The sequence below is a fragment of the Pyxidicoccus sp. M6 genome (assembly GCF_055568925.1).
In genome coordinates, this window is sequence record NZ_CM145714.1 from 2,381,588 (window position 1) to 2,402,417 (window position 20,830).

At 69.8% G+C, this 20,830-nt stretch carries 18 protein-coding genes; 12 read left to right on the forward strand and 6 right to left on the reverse strand.

Annotation, left to right across the window (positions count from 1 at the left end):
• Positions 1 to 83 precede the first annotated feature (83 nt).
• The 3 genes from ACVTJA_RS09885 to ACVTJA_RS09895 are packed head-to-tail and all read right to left on the reverse strand — an operon-like array spanning position 84 to position 1,662.
• Positions 84 to 578, reverse strand: a complete 495-nt coding sequence (locus tag ACVTJA_RS09885; RefSeq protein ID WP_465840352.1) for a DUF3106 domain-containing protein — start codon at positions 576 to 578, stop codon at positions 84 to 86.
• Positions 578 to 1,054 carry an anti-sigma factor family protein gene (locus ACVTJA_RS09890; RefSeq protein WP_465835869.1) on the reverse strand — a complete coding sequence of 159 codons (477 nt, stop codon included), beginning with the start codon at positions 1,052 to 1,054 and terminating at the stop codon, positions 578 to 580. The genes ACVTJA_RS09885 and ACVTJA_RS09890 overlap by 1 nt, the downstream gene beginning before the upstream one ends.
• Positions 1,051 to 1,662, reverse strand: a complete 612-nt coding sequence (locus ACVTJA_RS09895) for an RNA polymerase sigma factor (RefSeq protein ID WP_465835871.1) — start codon at positions 1,660 to 1,662, stop codon at positions 1,051 to 1,053. The genes ACVTJA_RS09890 and ACVTJA_RS09895 overlap by 4 nt, the downstream gene beginning before the upstream one ends.
• 301 nt (positions 1,663 to 1,963) lie before the next feature.
• Here ACVTJA_RS09895 and ACVTJA_RS09900 point away from each other — a divergent pair, with 301 nt between their 5' ends.
• The 5 genes from ACVTJA_RS09900 (at position 1,964) to ACVTJA_RS09920 (ending at position 9,425) form a co-directional block, all read left to right on the forward strand.
• Positions 1,964 to 2,659 carry a hypothetical protein gene (locus tag ACVTJA_RS09900; protein ID WP_465835872.1) on the forward strand — a complete coding sequence of 232 codons (696 nt, stop codon included), beginning with the start codon at positions 1,964 to 1,966 and terminating at the stop codon, positions 2,657 to 2,659.
• Between the two features lie 112 nt (positions 2,660 to 2,771).
• Positions 2,772 to 3,863, forward strand: a complete 1,092-nt coding sequence (recA, locus tag ACVTJA_RS09905; protein WP_465835873.1) for a recombinase RecA — start codon at positions 2,772 to 2,774, stop codon at positions 3,861 to 3,863.
• Between the two features lie 255 nt (positions 3,864 to 4,118).
• Entirely contained in the window at positions 4,119 to 6,278 is a 2,160-nt protein-coding gene (locus ACVTJA_RS09910) for an alkaline phosphatase D family protein (RefSeq protein WP_465835875.1), read from the forward strand.
• Positions 6,279 to 6,410: 132 nt separating this feature from the next.
• Positions 6,411 to 6,932: a GNAT family N-acetyltransferase gene (locus tag ACVTJA_RS09915; RefSeq protein ID WP_465835876.1), complete on the forward strand. Its 522-nt coding sequence runs from the start codon at positions 6,411 to 6,413 to the stop codon at positions 6,930 to 6,932.
• A gap of 78 nt (positions 6,933 to 7,010) precedes the next feature.
• Complete coding sequence (locus tag ACVTJA_RS09920; RefSeq protein ID WP_465835878.1) at positions 7,011 to 9,425, forward strand: Tex family protein; 2,415 nt, start codon at positions 7,011 to 7,013, stop codon at positions 9,423 to 9,425.
• A gap of 87 nt (positions 9,426 to 9,512) precedes the next feature.
• On the opposite strand, the gene ACVTJA_RS09925 is transcribed toward ACVTJA_RS09920, so the two are convergent.
• From ACVTJA_RS09925 to ACVTJA_RS09935, 3 genes are all read right to left on the reverse strand, one after another.
• Positions 9,513 to 9,800 (reverse strand): hypothetical protein, encoded by a 288-nt coding sequence (locus ACVTJA_RS09925; RefSeq protein WP_465835879.1) that lies wholly within the window; start codon positions 9,798 to 9,800, stop codon positions 9,513 to 9,515.
• A 198-nt stretch (positions 9,801 to 9,998) separates the two neighbouring features.
• Entirely contained in the window at positions 9,999 to 11,123 is a 1,125-nt protein-coding gene (locus tag ACVTJA_RS09930) for a hypothetical protein (RefSeq protein WP_465835880.1), read from the reverse strand.
• Complete coding sequence (locus tag ACVTJA_RS09935) at positions 11,123 to 12,982, reverse strand: HSP90 family protein (RefSeq protein WP_465835881.1); 1,860 nt, start codon at positions 12,980 to 12,982, stop codon at positions 11,123 to 11,125. Before ACVTJA_RS09935 ends, ACVTJA_RS09930 begins: the two co-directional genes overlap by 1 nt.
• Before the next feature lie 275 nt (positions 12,983 to 13,257).
• Between ACVTJA_RS09935 and ACVTJA_RS09940 the strand changes: the two genes are divergently transcribed.
• The 7 genes from ACVTJA_RS09940 to ACVTJA_RS09970 all read left to right on the forward strand — a co-directional run bounded on the left by ACVTJA_RS09940 (position 13,258) and on the right by ACVTJA_RS09970 (position 20,739).
• Positions 13,258 to 14,115 carry a metal-dependent hydrolase gene (locus tag ACVTJA_RS09940; RefSeq protein ID WP_465835882.1) on the forward strand — a complete coding sequence of 286 codons (858 nt, stop codon included), beginning with the start codon at positions 13,258 to 13,260 and terminating at the stop codon, positions 14,113 to 14,115.
• A gap of 513 nt (positions 14,116 to 14,628) precedes the next feature.
• Entirely contained in the window at positions 14,629 to 15,051 is a 423-nt protein-coding gene (locus ACVTJA_RS09945; protein ID WP_465835884.1) for a DUF2169 domain-containing protein, read from the forward strand.
• On the forward strand, positions 15,048 to 16,082 hold the full coding sequence (locus ACVTJA_RS09950) for a 3-oxoacyl-ACP synthase (RefSeq protein ID WP_465835886.1): 1,035 nt from the start codon (positions 15,048 to 15,050) through the stop codon (positions 16,080 to 16,082). The genes ACVTJA_RS09945 and ACVTJA_RS09950 overlap by 4 nt, the downstream gene beginning before the upstream one ends.
• A complete protein-coding gene (locus ACVTJA_RS09955; protein WP_465835888.1) occupies positions 16,079 to 17,125 on the forward strand; it encodes a DUF4150 domain-containing protein in 1,047 nt (348 codons plus the stop codon). Before ACVTJA_RS09950 ends, ACVTJA_RS09955 begins: the two co-directional genes overlap by 4 nt.
• Positions 17,122 to 17,877 (forward strand): SMI1/KNR4 family protein, encoded by a 756-nt coding sequence (locus ACVTJA_RS09960; RefSeq protein ID WP_465835889.1) that lies wholly within the window; start codon positions 17,122 to 17,124, stop codon positions 17,875 to 17,877. The genes ACVTJA_RS09955 and ACVTJA_RS09960 overlap by 4 nt, the downstream gene beginning before the upstream one ends.
• A gap of 25 nt (positions 17,878 to 17,902) precedes the next feature.
• Entirely contained in the window at positions 17,903 to 19,165 is a 1,263-nt protein-coding gene (locus ACVTJA_RS09965) for a HEAT repeat domain-containing protein (RefSeq protein WP_465835890.1), read from the forward strand.
• Positions 19,166 to 19,359: 194 nt separating this feature from the next.
• Complete coding sequence (locus tag ACVTJA_RS09970; protein WP_465835892.1) at positions 19,360 to 20,739, forward strand: TerB family tellurite resistance protein; 1,380 nt, start codon at positions 19,360 to 19,362, stop codon at positions 20,737 to 20,739.
• Positions 20,740 to 20,830 lie beyond the last annotated feature (91 nt).

The following is a 20,830-nucleotide window of genomic DNA, read 5'->3' on the forward strand; positions in this document are numbered from 1 at the left end:
CGCATGAGTTGCCGGAGCGCGTGCTGACCGTGCCGCGCATCGTGAATGGCTCGACGCCAGCGAGCGCCATATCGGACCGCGGCTCACTGGCGCCGCCTTTCGCGCAGGCGCTCGCGAATCTCCTGGCGCTGCTCGGGCGACAGCTGCCGCCAGCGCCGCAGGTTCTCCATCATCTGCTCGCGCTTCTCCGGGTGCTCACGGAGGTACTCGCGCACGCGCTGGCGCATCTCCGCGCGCTGCTCGGGGGGCAGCTTCCTCAGCTCGCGCACGCGCTCACGCAACGCCTGACGCTCGGCGGGGGTGAGGCGCTTCAGCTCGCGCAGGTTGGCGCGGATGCGCTCGCGCTCCTCGGGCGGCAGCTTGCGCCAGCGCTCGAGATTCTCTCGGATGCGCGCCCGTTCCTCCGGGGGCAGCGCCTTGAACTCGCGCAGCTTCGCGCGCAGCGCCTCTTTCTCCTCGGGTGTCATCCGCTCGAAACGCTCGGCCGCCGTGCGCGGCGCTTCCGTCTCCGCGCGCACCGTGGCACCGGCGAGCAGCGTCACCACCAGCCCCAGCGCGGCCAGGTCCCATCGCTTCATCACGGCGTCACCTCCAGCTCGTGGAGGTTCGCGACGACCTCCAAATCCTCCGCGGTGTCCAGGCCAAGCACCTCGAAGTCCTCGGCCACCTCCAGGTTGGCGGCCAGCTCCATCACCGCCGGGTCCGCCAGCTCGGGCGGCGCCTCGGGGCCGGGGCCCGCCATCAGCAGCGCCACGCCCAGCGCGGCGGCGAGGCCCACCGAGGGCACCAGCACCGCGGGCCGCAGCAGGACCCCGAGTCGCTGCCACCACGGCACCGGCAGCGCGTCCAGCTTCGCCAGCACCGCGCGCCGCGTGGCGGGGGAGGGCTCATACGCGGGCAGTTCCGCCAGGCGCGCCACGGCGTTGCGCAACAGCGCGTGCGTGGCGCGGCACCCGGCGCAGGTGCCCAGGTGGGCCTCCACCTCCACGCGCCGGGCCGGGGGCAGCTCCCCGTCCAGGTACGCCGTCAGGTCCTCTTCGAAACCACAGCTCATGCCCTGCTCCTCGCGGGCGCGGCGCCCGCCTGCAGCTCTTCAATCCTTCGCGCCACCGCCAGCGTGGCGCGGTGGATGAGGCTCTTCACGGCGGCCTCGCTCGCCTCGAGCGCTTCCGCGATGTCCCGGTACGCCATGCCCTCGAAGCGGCACATGGTGAAGGCCGCGCGCTCGCGGGCGCTCATGTCCCCCAGCGCGGCGCCCACCACCCGCTCCAGCTCCCGCCCCGCCAGCGCCTGGTCCGGCCTGTCGCCTTCCGGCCCCGCCATCTCCACCGCGCCGGTCTCCTCTCCCTCCGGCGTCTCCGACGAGGTGTGGGACACGCGGTACTCTCCTCGACGGACCTCGTTGAGGCAGTGGTTGGTGGCCACCCGGAAGAGGAACGTCTTGAAGCGCGCCGTGGGCTTGTAGGAGCCCGCATGGCGGTAGAGCTTCACGAAGATGTCCTGAGTGAGCTCCTCCGCGCGCTCCCTGTCGTTCACGAAGCGGAAGGCGAACCGCGCCACGCTCGCGTGGTAGCGGTCGAACAGCCAGGCAAACGCCTGCCGGTCTCCCTCGGCCACCTTCAGCATCGCCTGTGCGTCCGAATCCAGGTCCACGGCGGACATCAACCCCGTTGTCCGGAAGAAGTTGCGGGCTCGCTTCGCTTTGAACCTGAACCGGGGCCGTGGCTACAGTTTCTCCGTGTCGGACGTCCCCCGCCTACATCCGCCCACGCACCGGCTCCCAGAGGAGGCGCCTCCAGAGGAGGCCCGACCTGCGGATATGGCCCCGTGGGAGCCGCCCGCCACGGAGAGGCCGGACGCGGCGCCTTCCGATGTGGCGCCCTGGGAGCCTCCCGTCGAGGAGAGGCCTGACGCCGCGCCCTCCGATATGGCTCCCTGGGTGTCCGGGACGTCTCCGGGGGCAGTGCACCCCACCGACGCCGCCGTCCATTCGCTGCACCGCCCGGCGCTGTCCGGGAAGCCCACCCCGCAGCTGGAGCTGCCGCTGCCCGTGCTGGTGCTGACGGAGCAGGCCCGCCGCGTGTCCGACGAGGAGCGCTTCGACGTCGCCCTCAAGCTGAACGAGGTGCTGGAGGAGATGGCCTCGGAGGGCGGCAGCCGCCAGGTGGCGGACACCTTCCACCGCCTCCTGGAGAGCGGGAAGCTGGAGGGACTGGTGGACAGCCAGGGCCGCTCCTGCCGCGCCGTGGCGGTGGAGTCGCTCCTGGCCCTGGGCTTCCCCTATGCCCTGGAGGTACGGCCCGAGGACCTGGAGCACCTGCGCGCCAGCTCGCGACGGGAGCTGCGCCTCCAGGGAGGCCCCGCCATCCCCGGCGCCGTGCTGCTCGTGGGGCTGGTGGCGCAGGTGGCACAGGAACTGGCGAGGTCCTCCGGGCCTGACAGCCTGGTCACCACCCAGGTAGGTCTCTCGGCGCTGGCCCTGATGGCATTGTGGCTTGCTCCTCCGAAGTCCCCCGTATACCGGGTGGGGCTCGGTCTACTGGCCCTCGTCACCCTCCTCGGGGTGGTGGCCCCACAGGTGATGGGGGGGCCTGTGGGCCTGTGGGCCGTCCTGGGCGGGCTGGTGGCCGCCTTCCTGGCTGCCCTCCGCGAGAGCTGAAAGCCAGGATGCAGGACGGATGTCAGAGGGGTGGACTAGGGTCTACCCATCGCGTACTAAAAGCGCGTTCAGGTGGACCGGGGTGGTCCGCCAATACAAGGAGCCGCAAGAAATGGCCGTGAATCAGGAGAAGGAAAAGGCGATCGAACTGGCGATGTCCGCGGTGGAGCGCCAGTTCGGCAAGGGGTCCATCATGCGGCTCGGCAAGGACGAGCCCTTGATGCGGGATGTCCAGGCCATTTCGACGGGCTCCATCTCACTCGACATCGCGTTGGGCGTGGGTGGCGTTCCCAAGGGCCGCATCATCGAAATCTTCGGGCCGGAGTCCTCCGGTAAGACGACGCTGTGCCTCCACATCGTCGCCGAGGCGCAGAAGCGTGGCGGCATCTGCGGCTACGTGGACGCGGAGCACGCGCTCGACGTGGGCTATGCCCGCAAGCTGGGCGTGCGCACCGATGACCTGCTCCTGTCCCAGCCGGACACCGGTGAGCAGGCGCTCGAAATCGCGGAGATGCTGGTGCGCTCCGGCGCCATCGACGTGCTGGTGGTGGACTCGGTGGCCGCGCTCGTGCCGAAGGCCGAGCTCGAGGGTGAGATGGGCGACGCGCACATGGGCGTGCAGGCCCGCCTCATGAGCCAGGCGCTCCGCAAGCTCACGGGCACCATCGCCAAGAGCCAGACGTGCGTCATCTTCATCAACCAGATTCGTATGAAGATTGGCGTGATGTTCGGCAACCCCGAGACGACGACGGGCGGCAACGCGCTGAAGTTCTATGCGTCGCAGCGCCTGGACATCCGCCGCATCGGCGCCATCAAGAATGGCGAGAGCGTGGTGGGCAGCCGCACCCGCGTGAAGGTCGTCAAGAACAAGGTGGCGCCGCCGTTCAAGGAAGTCGAGTTCGACATCATGTACGGCACGGGCATCTCCCGTGAGGGCGACCTCATCGACCTCGCCTCCAACGACAACATCGTGGAGAAGAGCGGCAGCTGGTTCTCCTTCAACGGAGAGCGCATCGGCCAGGGCCGTGAGAATGCGAAGGACTACCTCAAGGAGCACCCCGAGGTGGCGAAGGACATCGAGGCCCGCGTCCTCGAGAAGTACGGCATCGCCAAGACGCCCGCCGCCGCCGCCGCGCCCGCCGCGGAGGAGCCCGCCGCCGAGGGAGCCAGCGAGAAGCGCGCCCGCGTGAAGGCCGTGAAGTGAGCCGGAGCTGAAGCGCACGCGGGCCCGCTCAACGGTCCGCGTCACCGGGTCAATGCAGCGACGGTACGAGGGCCGGCCTTCCGCGAGGAGGGTCGGCCCTTCTGCTTTTTCTCGCCGGGCCCGGGCCCTTCCACACCGCTGGTGGATGACACAGCGCGTTGGGCGTTTGGTGCGAGTGGGATGTTTCCTGGTGGGTAGACGAGCGACTTAGACTCCGCGCTCTCCAGTTTCCAAAACCCGCCTTGGAGTCCTGCCTTGTTCGACAAATTCAAGCGTCGCAGTTTCCTGCAAGCAACCGTCGCCGTCGCGGCGAGCACCGCGTTCGGTTGTGCCGAGGATGTGACGCCGCCGTCGGATGACACAGCGAAGTTCTTCCCGCAGTCGGTGGCCTCGGGTGACCCGCGCCCGGACAGCGTGGTGCTGTGGGTCCGCGCGGTGGACCCGGACAACGCTGGCAGCGACATGAAGGTGAAGCTGGAGGTCTCCACCAGCGAGGACTTCAGCAGCCTCGTGGTGAACGAGGACTTCACGGCGCAGGCGGAGCATGACCACGCCCTCAAGGTGAAGGTCACCAGCCTGACGGCGCGCACGACGTACTACTACCGCTTCACCGTCGACGTGGGCGGCCAGAAGGTCAGCACCCATACGGGCCGCACCCGCACGGCGCCGGCCGCGGGCGCGGACGTTCCGGTGAAGTTCGTCTTCGCGAGCTGCCAGGACTTCATCGGCCGCTACTACAACGCGTGGCAGCGCCTGCTGCAGCTCGACGAGGACCTCGACTTCGTCGTGTTCCTCGGCGACTACGTCTACGAGACGACGGGTGACGCGTCCTTCCAGGATGCCAACGGCCAGCGCTCCATCGTCTTCGCCGAGCCGGAGAAGGCGCAGCGCGAGGGCACGGGCCTGACGGCCTTCTACGCCGCCAGCGCGCTGTCCAACTACCGCGACCTCTACAAGGCCATCCGCTCGGACAAGGTCCTGCAGAAGGTTCACGAGCGCTACCCGTTCATCATCGTCTGGGATGACCACGAGTTCTCCGACGACTGCTGGGGCGACACCGCGACGTACTCGGACGGCCGCGTCAACGAGAAGCAGACGGAGCGCCGCAAGAACGCGGAGCAGGCCTTCTTCGAGTACATCCCCCTGGACAACACCCTGGCGGCCCGCGGTGCCATCGACATCGACGCGGTCGTCGCCGCGCAGGCGGGCGGGACGAAGATCTGGCGCGACTTCGAGTTCGGCCAGCACCTGAAGCTGCTGGTGACGGACCTCCGCACGATGCGGCCGGACCACCTCATCCCCGAGGACGCGTACCCGGGCACGGTGGTCATCACCTCCGAGGTGATGCCGGCGCCGTACAAGCCGGCCTTCGCGGGGGACCAGTTCGCGTACGTCGACATCGATGCCGCGCCGCTCGCCACGTACAAGGGGGCCCTGCAGAGCGTGTACGTACAGCAGGCGGTGCAGGCGGGCCTCACCCAGGAGCAGGCCGCCGCCAAGGCCGCCACGTGGGTGAAGGGCAACCTGTCGCTCTTCTACGTCAACCAGGTCATCGACGCCGTCAACACGGCGCGCGTGGCCGCGGGCCAGCAGGCCATTCCGCGCATCGCCATCACCGCGGAGACGCCGCGCGGCCTCGCCTACGTGCACATGGGCAAGGGCTCGCTCTTCACCATCCAGGGTTCGCGCTACATCGTGGTGAAGCCGACCTTCGACCTGTACGCGGGCATCAAGTACGCATCCCCTCCCACGCCGCGCGCCAGCGAGAACGTGATGGGTGAGGCGCAGGAGACCTGGTTCAAGAGCACGGTGAAGGACTCCACCAACACCTGGAAGATTGCCGTCTCGTCCGTGTCGCTCACCTCCATGGTGTTCGACCTGTCGAACAAGACGGACGTCCCCGAGGCCAACCTGCGCCAGCCCTTCTACTTCAACGTGGACCAGTGGGACGGCTTCCCCACGAAGAAGAAGGAGCTGCTGGGCTACATCGCCGCCAACAACCTCCAGAAGAACACGCTGTTCGTCTCCGGTGACATCCACGCGTCCTTCGCGTCGGTGGAGTCGGGCGTGGCCACACTGACGGCGCCGGCCATCTCCTCCGGCTCCATCAAGGAACTGGCGGGCCGCGCGCTGCTGGGCGCGGGCTACGGCTCGGGCGCGGCGGTGCACAGGTACATCGTGCAGGAGCTGGAGAAGTCGCTGACCGAGGCCAACCCCGGCATGAAGTTCGCCGACGGCGACGGCCACGGCTTCGTGGTGCTGGAGGTGAAGAAGGACGAGGCCATCGCCTCCTTCCACCTCATCCCCAGCACGGAAATCGCGAAGGACTACTCGCTGCGTGCCGACTCGGAGCTGGCGGCGAAGTTCACCACGAAGAAGTTCCGCATCAAGGACGCCGAAATCACGGCCATCTGAAGCGGGTGGCTCGTAGCTGAATCCCCGAGGGCCGCGTGCCGGGAGCTTCCCGGTGCGTGGCCCTCGGCCTTTTCAGGGGCGCGGACAGGGGCGTGTCGGGACGTTAGTCTGCCGGGAATGAGTGCTGGTGACATGCGACTGGTGCCCGCCCGGCCGGAGCACGTGGACTACTGGATGGTGCTGCGCGCGGAGCCGGGCGCGCGGCGCTACGTGGACACGGATGAGGACACGCGCGAGCAGCTCCTGCACCGCATCGCCGAGGCGAGCCTGCTGGGCGACACTCGCGCGAAGGGCTACCGCTGGTTCGTGGAGTACGACGGGAATCTCATCGGCACGGTGTCCGCGCGGGACGTGTCGCGGATGCATGGGCGGGCGCAGCTCGGCTACATGATGTCGGAGGCGTACCACGGCCGCGGGCTGGGCACGCGCGCGGTGGGGATGATGCTGGAGCAGCTCTTCACCGGGCTGCCCTTCCTGCAGCGGCTGTGGCTCGTGACGCTGGCGGAGAACGCCGGCTCCCAGGGCGTGGCGCGCAAGCTGGGCTTCTCGTTCGAGGGCACGATGCGCGGCCACAGCGTGCACCTGGGACAGCGCAGGGACCAGCAGACGTGGGGCCTGTTGCGGTCCGAGTGGGAAGCACGGCGGCGCGGGTAGGCACGCCGTTCGCCACACGTCGCTCCGGACGGCAGGTCACTGGGAGGTACCGGAGGGCCGGGTTATAGAGGCGGCGCCATGCACGCCTACGCCGTCGAGCTTTCGCAGGAGCTGGGCCTCAAGCCCGAGCAGGTGGACCGGACCCTCGCGCTGAGCGAGGAGGGCTCCACCGTTCCCTTCATCGCGCGCTACCGCAAGGAGGTCACGGGGGGCCTGGACGAGGTCCAGATTCAGACCATCCTCGACAAGGCCGCGGAGCGCACCGAGCTGGACTCCCGCCGCGACACCATCCTCCGCACGATTGAAGAGCAGGGGAAGCTGACGCCCGCGCTGGAGAAGGCCCTGAAGGCCGCCAAGACGCGCACCGAGCTGGAGGACCTGTACCTCCCGTACAAGCCCAAGCGCCGTACTCGCGCCGCCATTGCTCGCGAGCGCGGGCTGGAGCCGCTGGCGGACCTGCTGTGGAAGCAGGAGGGGAAGCGCGGTGACGACCGCGACGCGAAGGTGCGCCCGTTCGTCAACGCGGAGAAGGAGGTGCCGGACCTGGACGCGGCGCTCGCGGGCGCGCGCGACATCTGCGCCGAGCGCGTGGCCGAGGACGCCACCCTGCGCCGCGAGGCCCGTGAGGTGTGCACGAAGCGCGGGACGCTGCGCTCGGACGTGGTGCCTGCCAAGAAGGGCGAGCCCACCAAGTTCGAGAACTACTACGGCCACGAGGAGCCGCTGTCCCAGGCCCCGTCCCATCGCGTGCTGGCGCTGATGCGCGGCGAGGAGGAGGGCGTGCTGAAGGTGAAGCTCCACATGCCGGACGACGAGGTGAAGGCGCTGCTCGCCTCGCGCGTGGTGACGAAGCCGCAATCCCTCTTCGCTCAGGAGCTGCGCGCGGCGGTGGAGGACGGCTGGGAGCGGCTGATGGGGCCGTCGCTGGAGTCGGAGCTGCGCTCGGAGCTGAAGGAGCGCGCGGACCGGCAGGCCATCGGCGTCTTCGGGGAGAACCTGCGCCACCTGCTGCTCACGCCGCCCGCCGGAGCGCGCGCGGTGCTGGCCCTGGACCCGGGCCTGCGCACGGGCATCAAGCTGGCGATGATGGACGCCACCGGCAAGGTGGTGGAGACGCTGACGCTCTACACCGAGCGCAGCGCGGACGAGCGCGCCCGCGCCGCGAAGCTGCTGTCCGCGGTGGTGCAGAAGCACAAGCCGGAGCTGATTGCGGTGGGTAACGGCACCGGCAGCCGCGAGGCGGAAGGTTTCGTGCGCGACACGCTGAAGGCGATGGGCTCGCAGCTCCCCGTGGTGTCGGTGAGCGAGCAGGGCGCATCGGTGTACTCGGCGTCGGAGGTGGCTCGCGACGAGTTCCCGGACCTGGACGTGAGCCTGCGCGGCGCGGTGTCCATCGGCCGGCGCCTGCAGGACCCGCTGGCGGAGCTGGTGAAAATCGACCCCAAGAGCATCGGCGTGGGGCAGTACCAGCACGACGTGGACCAGGGGCTCCTCAAGAAGAAGCTGGGCGAGGTGGTGGACTCGTGTGTGAACGCGGTGGGCGTGGATGTGAATACCGCGTCGCCGCAGCTCCTGGAGCACGTGTCCGGCGTGGGTCCGTCGCTCGCGAAGAAGCTGGTGGCGCACCGCGCGTCGAAGGGGCGCTTCACCACGCGGCGCGAGCTGCTCAAGGTGAGCGGGCTGGGGCCGAAGACTTTCGAGCAGGCGGCGGGCTTCCTGCGCGTGCGAGGGCCGGAGCCGCTGGACTCGAGCGCGGTGCACCCGGAGCGCTACCCGGTGGTGGAGCGCATGGCGAAGGACCTCGGCGTGGAGGTGGGCGCGCTGGTGGGCAACGCGGCGCTGGTGCGGAAGATTGATGCGAAGCGCTACCTGGGCCCGGACCTGGGTGAGATGACGCTGAAGGACATCCTCGCGGAGCTGGAGAAGCCCAGCAGAGACCCGCGCGGCGACTTCACGGCGCCGCAGCTGCGCGAGGACTTGCGCACGCTGGAGGACGTGAAGGAGGGCATGGTGCTCCAGGGCGTGGTGACGAACGTCACCGCGTTCGGCGCCTTCGTGGACGTGGGCGTGCACCAGGACGGCCTCGTGCACGTGTCGCAGCTGTCGACGAAGTTCGTGAAGGACCCATCCGAGGTGGTGAAGGTGGGCGACAGGTTGACGGTGCGCGTGCTCACCGTGGACCTGGCGCGCAAGCGGCTGGCGCTCTCCGTGCGCGCGGCGCAGGAGGGCGGGGCGGCGCAGTCCGGAGGCGCGAGCCGGCCGCCCGTGGGCGGCGCGACGGGCCCGGGACGGATGACGGAGCGCGGCGGCGGAGGGCAGGGTGCGCGGCCTTCCGGCGCGGGTGGTCCTTCGGGAGCCGGGAGCCGGCCGGCTCCGGGCGCTCGCCCTGGTGCCACGGGTGGCAAGGCTTCCTCGGGCCCAGGCGGCACGGGCTCAGGCGACAAGAAGTCCCCCGAGCCATTCAACAACCCGTTCCGCAATCTCAAACGCTGAACGCACACGGCAAGGCCGCCAGGCCCGGGATGTACTCCGGGCCCGGTGGTCTGTTTGTGATTCAAGTCATCTCGAGCTGCTCAGTGCTCAGGGATTGGTGCTCCAGCAAGTGCCATACGGCGTGTAGCCGCAGGCACTGGTACCCCTCGCCGTGCATTGTCCGAAGGGCACATTGTTGATGAAGAACCAGGGGGAAGTGCTGGTGCACTTGATGCTGCAGACCGCGCCAGCCGAATAACCCTCACAGATGCCCTGCTCCGACGTGGCGAGCTCTTCTTCAGCGGGCAGCCGCGTGTCCTCATCCATCCCGGCACCACCGCACGCGACGGCACCCGCGGCGAACGCAGCCAGGACGACACTCTTTGCGAAGTTCATGGATTCACCTGTCACTGATGTTGGGAGGAACCCCGGCGGGCAGGGGGCAATCGCTCCGCCGGGGGCGTCCATTCCGGACGCGCGCCATCAGTACGGGTTCGCCATGAGTATCGTTATCGCGGGTTTCACGTATTCGCGTGAATGGTGAACAGACGCGGGCCGTCAAAGGCACTCCTCATGTCCGCTGCGTTGCAGTTGTCACGGAGTTGAGTCAATGGCGAACGGCCGCACCTCGTCCGCCAGCGTCCGGTTGCGCGCCAACAGCCGCGCGAAGCGGTCCGTCCCGTTGCGCGCGTCGAAGCGGGAGGCAATCTCCCGCGCCTGTCCGTCCACCCACGCGTGCAGCGCCTTCACCTCGTAGCCGCAGTCCGCGCGGTACAACGGAAACGCCTTGGTCAGCCGCAGGCTCACCGTGTCCCGGCCGCCCTCCGCGCGGATGCGCTCCAGCAGGAACGCGGCCGCCGCGTAGAAGGTGAACCTGTCCCGGTGGCTCGGGTGCTCCAGCGCCCATCCCAGGTGCTTCTCCAGCAGCGTCAGCCCGCGCGACAGGTTGTCCGTCAGCGCGAGGAACTCCAGGTGCTCGCCCACCGTGGCGAGGAACTCGCGGTTCTTCGCCACCATCGCGTAGCCACGCCGGTGGATGTCACGTGCCTGCTCCAGGTTGCCCAGCTTGAAGAGCGGGTACAGCAGCGTGCCGAAGGTGAGGTGCGGAATCTCCGCGCAGCCCTGTCTGCCTTCCAGAATCGGCCGCGCCTTGCGCAGGGCCTGCTCCCACTCGCCCTTGTCGACGTGGTGGTCCAGCTCGTCATCCAGCTCGCACGCGCGGCAGTCGGTGAGGTGGTCCCTCGGAGCCTCCAGCCAGGCGGCCCACAGGCGCTCGGCCTCGGCCGTGTCGCCCATCTCCCGCGCCGCCATGTAGCGCAGCTTCAGCACGGAGCGCTTCCCCGCGTCCGCCTTCGCGAAGCACTGCTCCATGTCGTCCAGCGCGTCGGCAATCTGCTTGCGGGTGATGTGAGGGAACTCCTTGATGCGCCCCACCACCCACTTCTGCTTCCAGAACATCCCCTCCGGGTCGAAGCGCTTCGGGTCCTTCTTCTGCTGGCCCCGGCACCACGCGAAGGCCACCAGCGCCTTGTCGGGGAAGCCGCCGAAGGTCGCCGCGTCGATGAGCGCGTCGCGCAGCATGTAGCCCAGGCCCGTGTCCGAGTGCGCGTCCGCCAGTCGCACCGCCTCCTCCAGGAGCCGCACCTTGCCCTCGCCGGGCTCCATCGCGTCCGCGCGCTCCCACAGGTCCTGCGCCTGCTCGCGCCAGTCGCCGGACATCAGTGGAACCCCCTGGAGCCGGACCCGCCGCCGCCGTCCTCGCCGCCGTCGCCCGTGCCGCCGAGCTGCGCGGAGATGAGCCCCAGGAGGCCCTGGTTCAACAGCGCCATTTCCTGCGCGTTCAGCGGGTGGTGGCCCAGCAGCAATGCCTGCACGTAGAGCATCTCCACCGACAGCTTCAGCACCTCCCGGTCCGCCACCGCCGCCAACCGGCGCACCACCGGGTTGTGCAGGTTGAAGCAGAGCTGCGCCGGCTCGCCGCTCGACGCCGCCATGACGCCCTCCAGCACGCCCGCGTAGAGGTCGTCGGACTCCTCGCGCGCCCGCTCCGCGTCACGCCGGAAGGTGCCCTCCGCGTCCGAGCTGTAGAGCGTGGGCACCTCCGCCGGGAAGAACTTCTTCACCACCACGCCGCAGCGGAACGGCGCCAGCACGCGCTCCGCCATGCGCAGCAGTGGGAAGACGGCCTCGCGCTCGTCCAGCGACAGCTCCTCGAAGCTCTGTGGCAGGTCCGCCGCGGAGAAGGGCTCCACCCGTGCGTCCGGCACCACGTGCGGCAGCTTCTCCAGCAGCGCCGCGTCGTGCGTGTACGCCGCGTTGATGATGCACAGCCCCTGCGCCCCCGCCACCCGCGCCACCTGCCGGAAGCCGTCCAGCGTGGGCGTGTACCGCACCACCTCGTGCGCCCGCCGGTAGTCCGCCAGCGTCATGACCCCCATCGACGTCTCGAAGGGCAGCCAATGGATGACGAGCTTGTAGAAGTCGTCGTCGTCCAGCGCCAATGCCTTCACGCTCAGCCCGTGGAGGGCAATCAGCCGCTGCAGCGCGCGCGGGTCCTCGTGCGCCAGGTCCACCAGGTAGGTGCGCAGCCCCTGGCCCAATGCCTCACGCGCCAGTGCCAGGGATTCGTCCTCGTAGAAGGACTCGCGGCTGGCGGTGGGACGCAAGGCATTGGCGTTGACCACGCACTTCACGAAGAAGGCCCACTCGGGGAGCAGGTTCTCCGCGCTCTCCGACAGCAGCATGTGCTTCAGGTACACGCGGTGCTTCTGCCGCGCGTTGAAGTGCGGCGACGCCGGCAGCACGAAGGCCACCCCGTCCACGTCGCCCGCGGTGGAGCGCAGGGGGATGCAGTCGATGAAGTCCGTATCGAACACCTCGCGCCCGTAGGCCAGCAGCGCCTTGCGCCGCTCGGATGCGCTCTCGTACTCGCGGCGCCACGGGGGGCCATCCGGGTTGAGGCGCTCGGTGTGGCCGCCCGCGGTGAGCTGGATGGGGAAGGGGAGCAGGCCGCCGTAGTGTCTCGCGAGGTGGCGCAGGCGCTCGGTGGTGAACCACTCCGTCATGTCCGCGCGGGCCATGAGGAAGACCTGGGTGCCCGGCCTGTCGAGCGGGTGCTCGGACGGCCGCACGGCGTAGGTGCCGTCATGGCGGCCGCGCCACTCCAGCGTGCGCCCGTCCCCGCGTGCCGAGCGCGTCACCACCAGCAGCTCATCGCACACCATGAAGCAGGACAGGAGGCCGATGCCGAACTGGCCGATGAAGTCGTTGCGGCGGGCGGCCAGGGACTCCTCGCGCTTGGAGGACTCGCCAATCGTGGCGAGGAAGCGGTGGATTTCGTCCTCCGTCAGCCCCACGCCGTCGTCGCTGAAGAGGAGGGTGGGCGGGCTGCCGTCCTGCTTCTCCATCAGCTCCAGCCGGACGGTGCCGGTGTGGCCGGGCTCCACGAGTTGCCGCGCGCGGATGGCGTCCGTGGCGTTCTGCAGGAGCTCGCGCACATACACCCCGGGCGAGCTGTACAGGTGGTGCGAGAGGAGGTCGATGACCCCGCGGAGGCTGACTTGGAATCGGTGGTCCACCGTCCGGGGACGTTAGCGCGGGGCCGCCCCGTGCGGGGAAGGAAGCTCAGCACGCCCGGCGGGCCCTCCGGCTGCCCGCGTGCCCGTCATGTCGACGGTCGATTCGAGATTGAGGCCTCCGCTCCTCCCAGGCATCTGTCCGCCGGGTGGCAGGCGGGTGTGGCAGGCCCTTGATTGGCCGTCCGGGGAATGACAATCGGCGGCCCGGCCGTGGGGTGCCTCCAGACGGCGCCACGGCGGCGGTTCGATATCTCGACGCACAGGAGTGGACACATATGCGGACGCAGCTCATGGCAGTGGTGGTGGGAGCGCTGTTGACCTTCGGCGGGACGGCGGCGGCACAGGGCGCCCCGGCCGCTCCGGCCCAGGGCACTCCGGCCACTGGCAAGGCCTCGGCGGGCGCGAAGGGCGCGGCGGCGGCGAAGGGCAAGACGGAGGTGACGTGGTGGGGCCACGCGGCCTTCATCGTGCGCACCCCGGGCGGGGCGGTGATTGCCATCGACCCGTGGCTCACCAACCCCAAGGCCCCGCAGGGCGCGGCCCAGCCGGACGCGCTGGACGCCATCCTCGTCACCCACGGCCACTTCGACCATGTGGGTGAGACGAAGGCGCTGGCACAGAAGACGGGCGCGAAGGTGTTCGGCTCGTTCGAGCTCATCAACCTGCTCGGCCTGCCCGAGGCCCAGGCCGTGGGCGCCAACGCGGGCGGCACCTTCAAGGTGAAGGACGTCACCATCCACCTCGTGGAGGCGGTGCACTCCAGCAGCTACCAGGCGGACCCCAAGGCCCAGTCCCAGTACGCGGGCGCGCCGCTGGGCTACGTGCTGGCCATCGACAACGGCCCCACGCTGTACCACGCGGGTGACACCGGCCCCTTCGAGGGCATGTCGCTCATCGCCACCCAGTTCAAGCCCACCGTGGCCATGCTGCCCATCGGCGGGCACTTCACCATGGGCCCGGCGGAGGCCGCCCAGGCGGCCCGGCTGCTGAAGGTGCAGAGCATCGTCCCCATGCACTACGGCACCTTCCCGTTGCTCCAGGGCACCCCCGATGCACTGCGGGGTGAGTTGAAGACGCTGCGCGGCCCGGCCAAGGTGGTGGACCTGGAGCCCGGCAAGGCGACCGCGCTGTAGTGCACGCCGGCGTCCCCGGCCCCCGAAGCGCGTGCATGGTGCCGATGTCTGGGGTTGAACAGAGCCATCGCGCCGGGGTGCAATGAATTGCGTGGACTCCGCCCGCCGTTGGATGGTGGCGGTGTCTGGGATTGGTTAAGGCCCTCCTTGCCTGCTCGTGGCAAGGGGGGCCTTCGTGTCAGCACATATCGAGAATCACACCCGCTTCGCCGCGAATGATTTCCTGCTCTGGGACAGGCACGGGTGTGAAGTCCTGGTGGTGTGTGTCGCGGGTCGCTTCGACCTGCCGCCCGCCGGGCGCTCGACATCACAGCCATTGAAGGTCAGCGACGTCCAGCGTCCCCCACCCGAGGCGGACGTGTACTGGGGCGAGCCGGAGCTCAGCGCGGGCGGGCCGGGTGAGCCGGCCAACCCGGTGGGCCGTGGCCTCCACGCCAGCGTGGGCGCGGCGGTGGACGAGCTCCTGCCGCAGTTGGAGGACCCGGAGTCCCCCTGGAGCACCCCACGCGGCGAGTGGCGCCGGTGGGCTTCGGGCCGGTGGCTCGACACTGGCAACCCCGGCGCGCGTACGCGGGCACGTACGACGCGCGGTGGGTGGAGTCCCGGGCTCCGCTGTGGCCGGAGGACTTCGACGAGCGCTTCTTCCAGGCCGCGGCCCCCGGGCTGAATGCCGCGGAGGGCCTGCGGGGCGGCGAGACGGTGGTGCTCGCGGGAATGCACCCGGACGGGCGAAGGGAGCTCCTCCTGCCCTGCCATGACCTCCAGGTGGAGGTCCGTTTGCGGCGGCGGGCGGAGAAGCGCGCGCTGGTGCTGGACGCGGTGCATCTCGAGGTGGACGCGGGCGCGGTGACGCTGCTGTGGCGCGCGGCCATCCCCGTGCACCGGGAGCTGGCGGAGTACGAGGGCAGCGTGGTGCGCGAGGTGGGGACGCGATGAGCCACGGCACTGAGAGACTGGCCGTGGTGGCGGTGGGGGCCTGCACGCCGGTGGGACTGACGGCGGCGGTGACGTGGGCCGAGCGGACGGCGGGGACGGCGGGCCTCGTCCGGACGGAGGTTCGCGGTGCCGATGGAGAGGAGGTGCGGGCCGGGCGGCTCAAGCTGCTGGAGGCGTGGCGCTCACGCACGCAGCGCATGGCGGCGCTGGGCGCGACGGCGCTGGAGGACTGCCTGGCGGCGGTGAGGGGACGGTGGGAGGAGGCGCGGTTGCCGGCAGTGCTTGTGCTTCCCGAGGAAGGGCTGGGAGCGCCCTGGGACGAGGTGGCGCTGCGGGACGCGCTGGAGGCGGAGGCACGGCTGGAGTGGGACGAGTGCATCGCGCGAGCGGGGCGGGGCGGACTCTTCTCCGCGCTGGCGCGGGCTCGCAGGCTGCTGAGCGAGGGCCGGGCGCGGTGGGTGCTGGTGGGCGGGGCGGACTCGCTGAGTGACGGGCCGTCGCTGCGGCGTCTGGTGGAGACGGGGCGGTGCCTGGGAGGGGGACGCCGGGAGGGGCTGATTCCAGGCGAGGGCGCGGGCTTTCTCCTGCTGGCGCGCGCGGAGGAGGCACGGCGTCACGGGCTGGACATCGCCGGGTGGGTGTTGGCGGAGGCGCACGGCCAGGAGACGCGACACTTCCGGCAGGCGGCGCCCGGACGGGCCGAGGCGCTGACGAAAGTCTTTCACCAACTGCGGAGACACCCGGCGGTGGAAGGGCGGCGGGTGGATGCGGTGCTGTCGTGCCAGACGGGGGAGGGGTACTGGGCGCGGGATTTCGGCCAGGCGTACCTGCGCAACGCGGCACTGTTTCCGGAGCCGCTGGTGGTGCGCGAGATCTCCGAGGGATTGGGAGACGTGGGAGCGGCGGCGGGGGCGCTGCAGGTGGGGCAGGGGCTGTACCTGCTGCGCAAGCGCGGAGGCGGGCGGGTGCTGGTGTACGGCAGCGCGGACGGCGGCGCCGTGGGGGGCTGCGTCCTGGAGGTGGCGCCATGAAGACGTATGTCAATGGCCGCTCCGTGTTGCACGAGGGGGATGGGAATACCCAGACAGCGGCGGCGCCGGACGTGTGCAAGACGCCCTCTCCCGGAGGGCCGGTGCCCGTGCCGTACGGGAATGTGGCCCGGGACAGTGACCTGGCGGATGGCAGCACTTCGGTGGATATCGAAGGGCACCCGGTGGCGCTGAAGGGAAGCTGCCTGAGCACCAGCACCGGCGACGAGGCGGGGACGGCAGGTGGTGGACTCGTCTCATCGAAGGTTCAGGGGAAGGTGGTGTTCCTCACCGCGAGCCTCGACGTGTGGGTCGAAGGCCAGGGCGTGGTGCGCTTCCTGGATACGTTCCTGGCCAATGCCAACACCGGCAACACGCTGGGACTGGTGTACGGCGACCCGCTGGTGGTGCCGAAGGGGAGGAACGGCGAGGAACCGGTATGTGCTGCCTGCGGGCAGCCCTTCTCGGAGCACGCTCCAGGACTCGAGCCCTCCGAGGACGTGCGCAAGGAGATGAGATTGCTCGTGCGCGGGGAGCAGGCGGCCTTCAAGCATACGGTGGCGGCGAGAAAGAACAGTGGCTTCATGCTGGGCGTGCTCAAGTGCCGCAAGCGTGACGGAAGCACGGTCCACCTTCGAGCCACCTCGGGCATGTTCGAGCCGAAACTGGGGCTCGCGCTCGACCCGGCGTTTCACGTCGCGCCTGGCATCGATGGGGCGAAGCTCAACAAGGCCATGAGGATTCAGGAGAAGCGGCTTGCCGAGCGGCCCAGACACGGCTTCGAGATAGAGAAGTTGAAAGGCGAGAGCAGGACCGCCAATCGTCCGGGCAATTGCGCGGCGCCGAGGCTGCTGCTCTATGCAATGAGCCGTGGTTGGGAACCGCTGGAGTTGGTGGAGCAGTGGTTCGGCCCCGCGACGGAGACGAAGGAGCACGGACAGGACTACCCGCCTTGTGAAACGTGCAGGTTGTTGGTGCCAGTGCTGTTGTGTGAGGCGCGGCAGCGGGCCCGGAGTGAGCCCTCGCATGAAGAAGGGGAGGTGTGAAGGTGAAGAACAAGATTGAGCGGGTCATGGACTTCATGCAGGAGAACTGGCCATCGCACCGGATGCCGCTGAAGGGAGCGTCCGCTGAAGACATCGCCGAGTTGGTGACCGAGTGGCAGAGGCCGCTTCCCGAAGATTACGTGGCCTTCCTTCATCGCATGGGACACCGCACCGAGGGGCTCAAGTGGGAGCACATCGACTTCCGGCTCGGCACCATGCTCCGCGGCCTCCGCTACTGGGGCGAGAAGCGCGTCCTCCCCAGACGCTACCTCTTGATTGGAGATGACCTGACGGAAACCGACCTCTGCTATGCGTTGGATTTGGAGAAACGTTCGGAGGATGGGACGGCGGTGGTTCGCACCGTCTACAGGATGAACCACGAGGTTGAGCCCGAGAACACGCTCCAATGGGCGACCAGCCTTGCCGAGCTGCTCTTCCACAACATGTATCTGGAAGTGCGCAGTGAGTCGCTGCCTCACCGTGCAACCTCTGCATGGGTTGAAGTCGTGGGGAAGTCCGACGAGAAGCAGCCCTACGAATTCGTCCTGGAAGAACTGGGCCTCACCCGTCATCCGCTCTCTGGTCCCTACTTCCAGGCGTATGAATGCGAGGAGGGCCGCGTCGCGGTGAGGTGGGAGGAGTTCGAGTCGGACAGGAAGATGCACGGTCAGGTCATCAGCGCCTCGGAGACGGAGGACTGGGTGTGGAAGGTGGGCGGGACGCTCAAGAGCCACCTGCCCCCTCGTCAGTGACAGCCGCCTCCCGAGGACTGAACCCATGGCGTCCCTGTCCAGACACCCCGGCGCGGAGGACTTCCTCCGGGAGCTCGGCGAGGTCCACCTGTCCGAGCTGGAGTTCCTGCTGGCCCAGCGCTCGCGCCACCTGCGCGACCCCAACGTCCCCTGGCCCGGCATTGCAAGGCTGGAGGCTCGAGCCCTGGCCCACGCGGAGGCGCTTCACGCGGGAGGCGCGGGCAGTCTCGACCTCGCTCGTACGGCCCTCGCAGAGGAGGACTCCCACCGGGTGCGCGCCGCCGCCTTCGCGCTCGCCCTGCACGGCCCCGCGAGTCTGGAGGACGTCGTCCGCTCCCTGGTCCAGGCCCCCGAGGACCTCGTCCCCGCCTGGTTCGAAGCCCTCGCGCTGGTCCCCCCGGGCCACACGGCCTCCGCGCTCATGACCCTCCTCGACTCGCCGCGTCCCAACGTGCGCGCCGCCGCGGCCCACGCGCTGGGCTGGAGGAGGGAAGGAGACGCCACGCGCCTGTTCCTCCTGCTCGACGATGCGCTGGCCCCGGTGCGCGAGGCGGCCGCGCTGGCCCTCGCGCGTCTTCGGTACGTCCCCACATTGCAGCTCCTGGAGGCCCGGGTCCCTCACGTTCCTCCGGACGAGGCCGCCGCGCTGCTGCGGGCCACCCTCCTGTTGGGCTCCTCCAGCGCGCTCGGCCGGGTGCGTCACCTGTGCGCGAGCAGCACGCCTCCTCCTGCGCGGTTGCTGGAGCTGTTGGCGCTCGCGGGAGACGCGCGGGATGTGACAGGGATTCAACGCTGGCTGGCGGTGTCCTCGCTGTCCGTGCCCGCGCTGCTCGCGTTGGGCATTCTTGGAGTCCCTTCCACCGTACCGTTGCTGCTCGAACATCTCGAGTCCGGAACTGCCGCGGCCGCCGCCGAGGCACTGGCCCTCATGACGGGCGCCCCATTGCTGCACGAGGTGCGCATGCGCGGCGCGTGCGACGAGGAAGACGAGGAGCCCTCCGGGCCCCGGGTGCTGCTGCCCCGGTGCGAGCCCGGGCCCTGGCGGAGCTGGTGGCAGGAGCACCACGGCCGGTTCCTCTCGGCGCCGCGCTGGCGGCACGGCCGGCCCTTCAACACGGACCTCTGTCTCAGGGAGCTGGCGGACCCGCACGGCCGGTTGGAAGCGCGGACCCGCGCGGCATGGGAGCTGGCCCTCCGCTCCCCACGAGGCTTCGACTTCGAGCCTGACTGGCCGGTTGCTCGTCAGCTTCAGGTGCTGCACGGCGCCCGGCTCCAGCTTGTGGGCTGACGTGCGAGAAGTGGGCGCTGGCTCGGGCTCCAGGCCTGGAAGGCTGTCGGGAGGGAAGCAGTAGCGCGTGTTCTGGGGCCGCTGACGCATGGGGAACGAACGGGGCCCCAGGGCGGGTGGAAACCAGAATGCGGCTGGGTTACATCCGGCGTCACTGCTCCCGAACTGCCGGCGGCGGTCGAGGGGGTGTACCGGTGTTGGACTTCAGCAAGGCGGGATGGCTGCTCCCGCTCCTGGACGAGGCGATGGCCTCCGCGAGCTCGTCCTCGCTGGAGCCGTCCGCCGCGCCGCTGGCGTCCGGCCGTGCCCGGGCCCGCGCGTACCTGCGCCGCACGCTGCGCGCCACCGGGCTCCTGTATGGCACCCCCGCGGATGCCCCGACGCCCCAGGACGCGGACGCCCCCACCGAGCTTCAGGCGCGAGCGCTGGAGGAGCAGCTCTTCCGCGCGGTGGTGAAGACGCTGGCGCGCCTGGCCCTGGACCTGGCCCACCTGGTGGGGGCGCCGGAGGGGCCCCGACGTGAGCAGTTGCTGCTGCTGTTCGCGGTGCTGACCGGCGAGCTGGACCTGGCGGACGCGCTGGACACGCGGCTGGCCGCCGGGACGGCGGTGCAGAAGCGGCTGGTGGGGAAGGTGGAGGCAGCGCTGCGCAAGCGCGAGCCGACGCTGGCGGGCGACCCGATGTACGGGCTGGTGCTGCACAACGGCGCGCAGTACGCGGACGCGCAGCTCTTCTGCCGGCAGGCGATTGATTACTTCTCCTCCGGGCGCTTCCAGCGCGAGCGCGCGCGGCGGCGGCTGGACTTCGCGGCGAGGCAGAAGGCGCTGCTGGTGGACGTGCTGACGGGGCTGGCGTGCGTGGACCGCCTGCCCGGGCCTCCCGCGCGCCGGGCGATTCTGCGGCAGGTGGAGGACCTGCGGCTGCCGGACAAGGTGGAGACGGAGCTGAAGGCGGCGGTGAAGCAGTCCTTCGAGCGGCGGCGCTCGGTGCGCGACGTGGTGAAGCAGGTGCGCAGCGTGGACATGCGGCACTTCCTGCTGGAGCAGACGCTGCTGGCGGCGCTGGTGGACGGCCGGCGCACGCGGCGCGAGCGGGTGTTCATCAGCGAGCTGGCGGACGCGCTCCACGTGCCGAAGGCGGAGCTGCAACGGCTGGAGCTGGAGATGGCGGAGTTCTACGCCCAGCACCGCTCGCTGGTGGACGCCTTCACGGTGACGGACGCGGCCGGTGCCATGGGCGAGGACATGGTGGCCGGGGTGCAGGAGGTGGTGGAGAAGAACTTCCACCGGCTCATGCAGGAGATTCGCGAGACGGGCGACCTGGCGGTGCTGCTGACGAAGGCGGCGCGGCGGCAGACGCTCACGGGTGAGGAGCGCAAGCGGATGCGGGCGCAGCTCATCGACGTGGCCAAGGCGATTCCGGCGCTCGCCATCTTCGCGGCGCCGGGCGGGTTCCTGCTGCTGGCGGCGCTGACGAAGCTGCTGCCCTTCAACCTGCTGCCCAGCTCATTCCAGGATGAGCAGCCCGTCGACGCGGACAACGACGAGCTCGTCCCCGAGCGCGAGGTGGGCTGAGTCGCGCACGACGTCACGGAGTCCCGAAGCTGTGGCTCCACTTTCAGGACCGCGGTCCGCTCCGATGCCGCGGTTCTCGTTCTCCAGTCGA

Coding starts and splice junctions, on each gene's coding strand:
- ACVTJA_RS09915 (WP_465835876.1), top strand. CDS start 6,411: ATGCGACTGGTGCCCGCCCGGCCGGAGCACGTGGACTACTGGATGGTG.
- ACVTJA_RS09885 (WP_465840352.1), bottom strand. CDS start 578: ATGAAGCGATGGGACCTGGCCGCGCTGGGGCTGGTGGTGACGCTGCTC.
- ACVTJA_RS09925 (WP_465835879.1), bottom strand. CDS start 9,800: ATGAACTTCGCAAAGAGTGTCGTCCTGGCTGCGTTCGCCGCGGGTGCC.
- ACVTJA_RS09930 (WP_465835880.1), bottom strand. CDS start 11,123: ATGTCCGGCGACTGGCGCGAGCAGGCGCAGGACCTGTGGGAGCGCGCG.
- ACVTJA_RS09890 (WP_465835869.1), bottom strand. CDS start 1,054: ATGAGCTGTGGTTTCGAAGAGGACCTGACGGCGTACCTGGACGGGGAG.
- ACVTJA_RS09895 (WP_465835871.1), bottom strand. CDS start 1,662: ATGTCCGCCGTGGACCTGGATTCGGACGCACAGGCGATGCTGAAGGTG.
- ACVTJA_RS09950 (WP_465835886.1), top strand. CDS start 15,048: ATGAGCCACGGCACTGAGAGACTGGCCGTGGTGGCGGTGGGGGCCTGC.
- recA (WP_465835873.1), top strand. CDS start 2,772: ATGGCCGTGAATCAGGAGAAGGAAAAGGCGATCGAACTGGCGATGTCC.
- ACVTJA_RS09955 (WP_465835888.1), top strand. CDS start 16,079: ATGAAGACGTATGTCAATGGCCGCTCCGTGTTGCACGAGGGGGATGGG.
- ACVTJA_RS09965 (WP_465835890.1), top strand. CDS start 17,903: ATGGCGTCCCTGTCCAGACACCCCGGCGCGGAGGACTTCCTCCGGGAG.
- ACVTJA_RS09940 (WP_465835882.1), top strand. CDS start 13,258: ATGCGGACGCAGCTCATGGCAGTGGTGGTGGGAGCGCTGTTGACCTTC.
- ACVTJA_RS09920 (WP_465835878.1), top strand. CDS start 7,011: ATGCACGCCTACGCCGTCGAGCTTTCGCAGGAGCTGGGCCTCAAGCCC.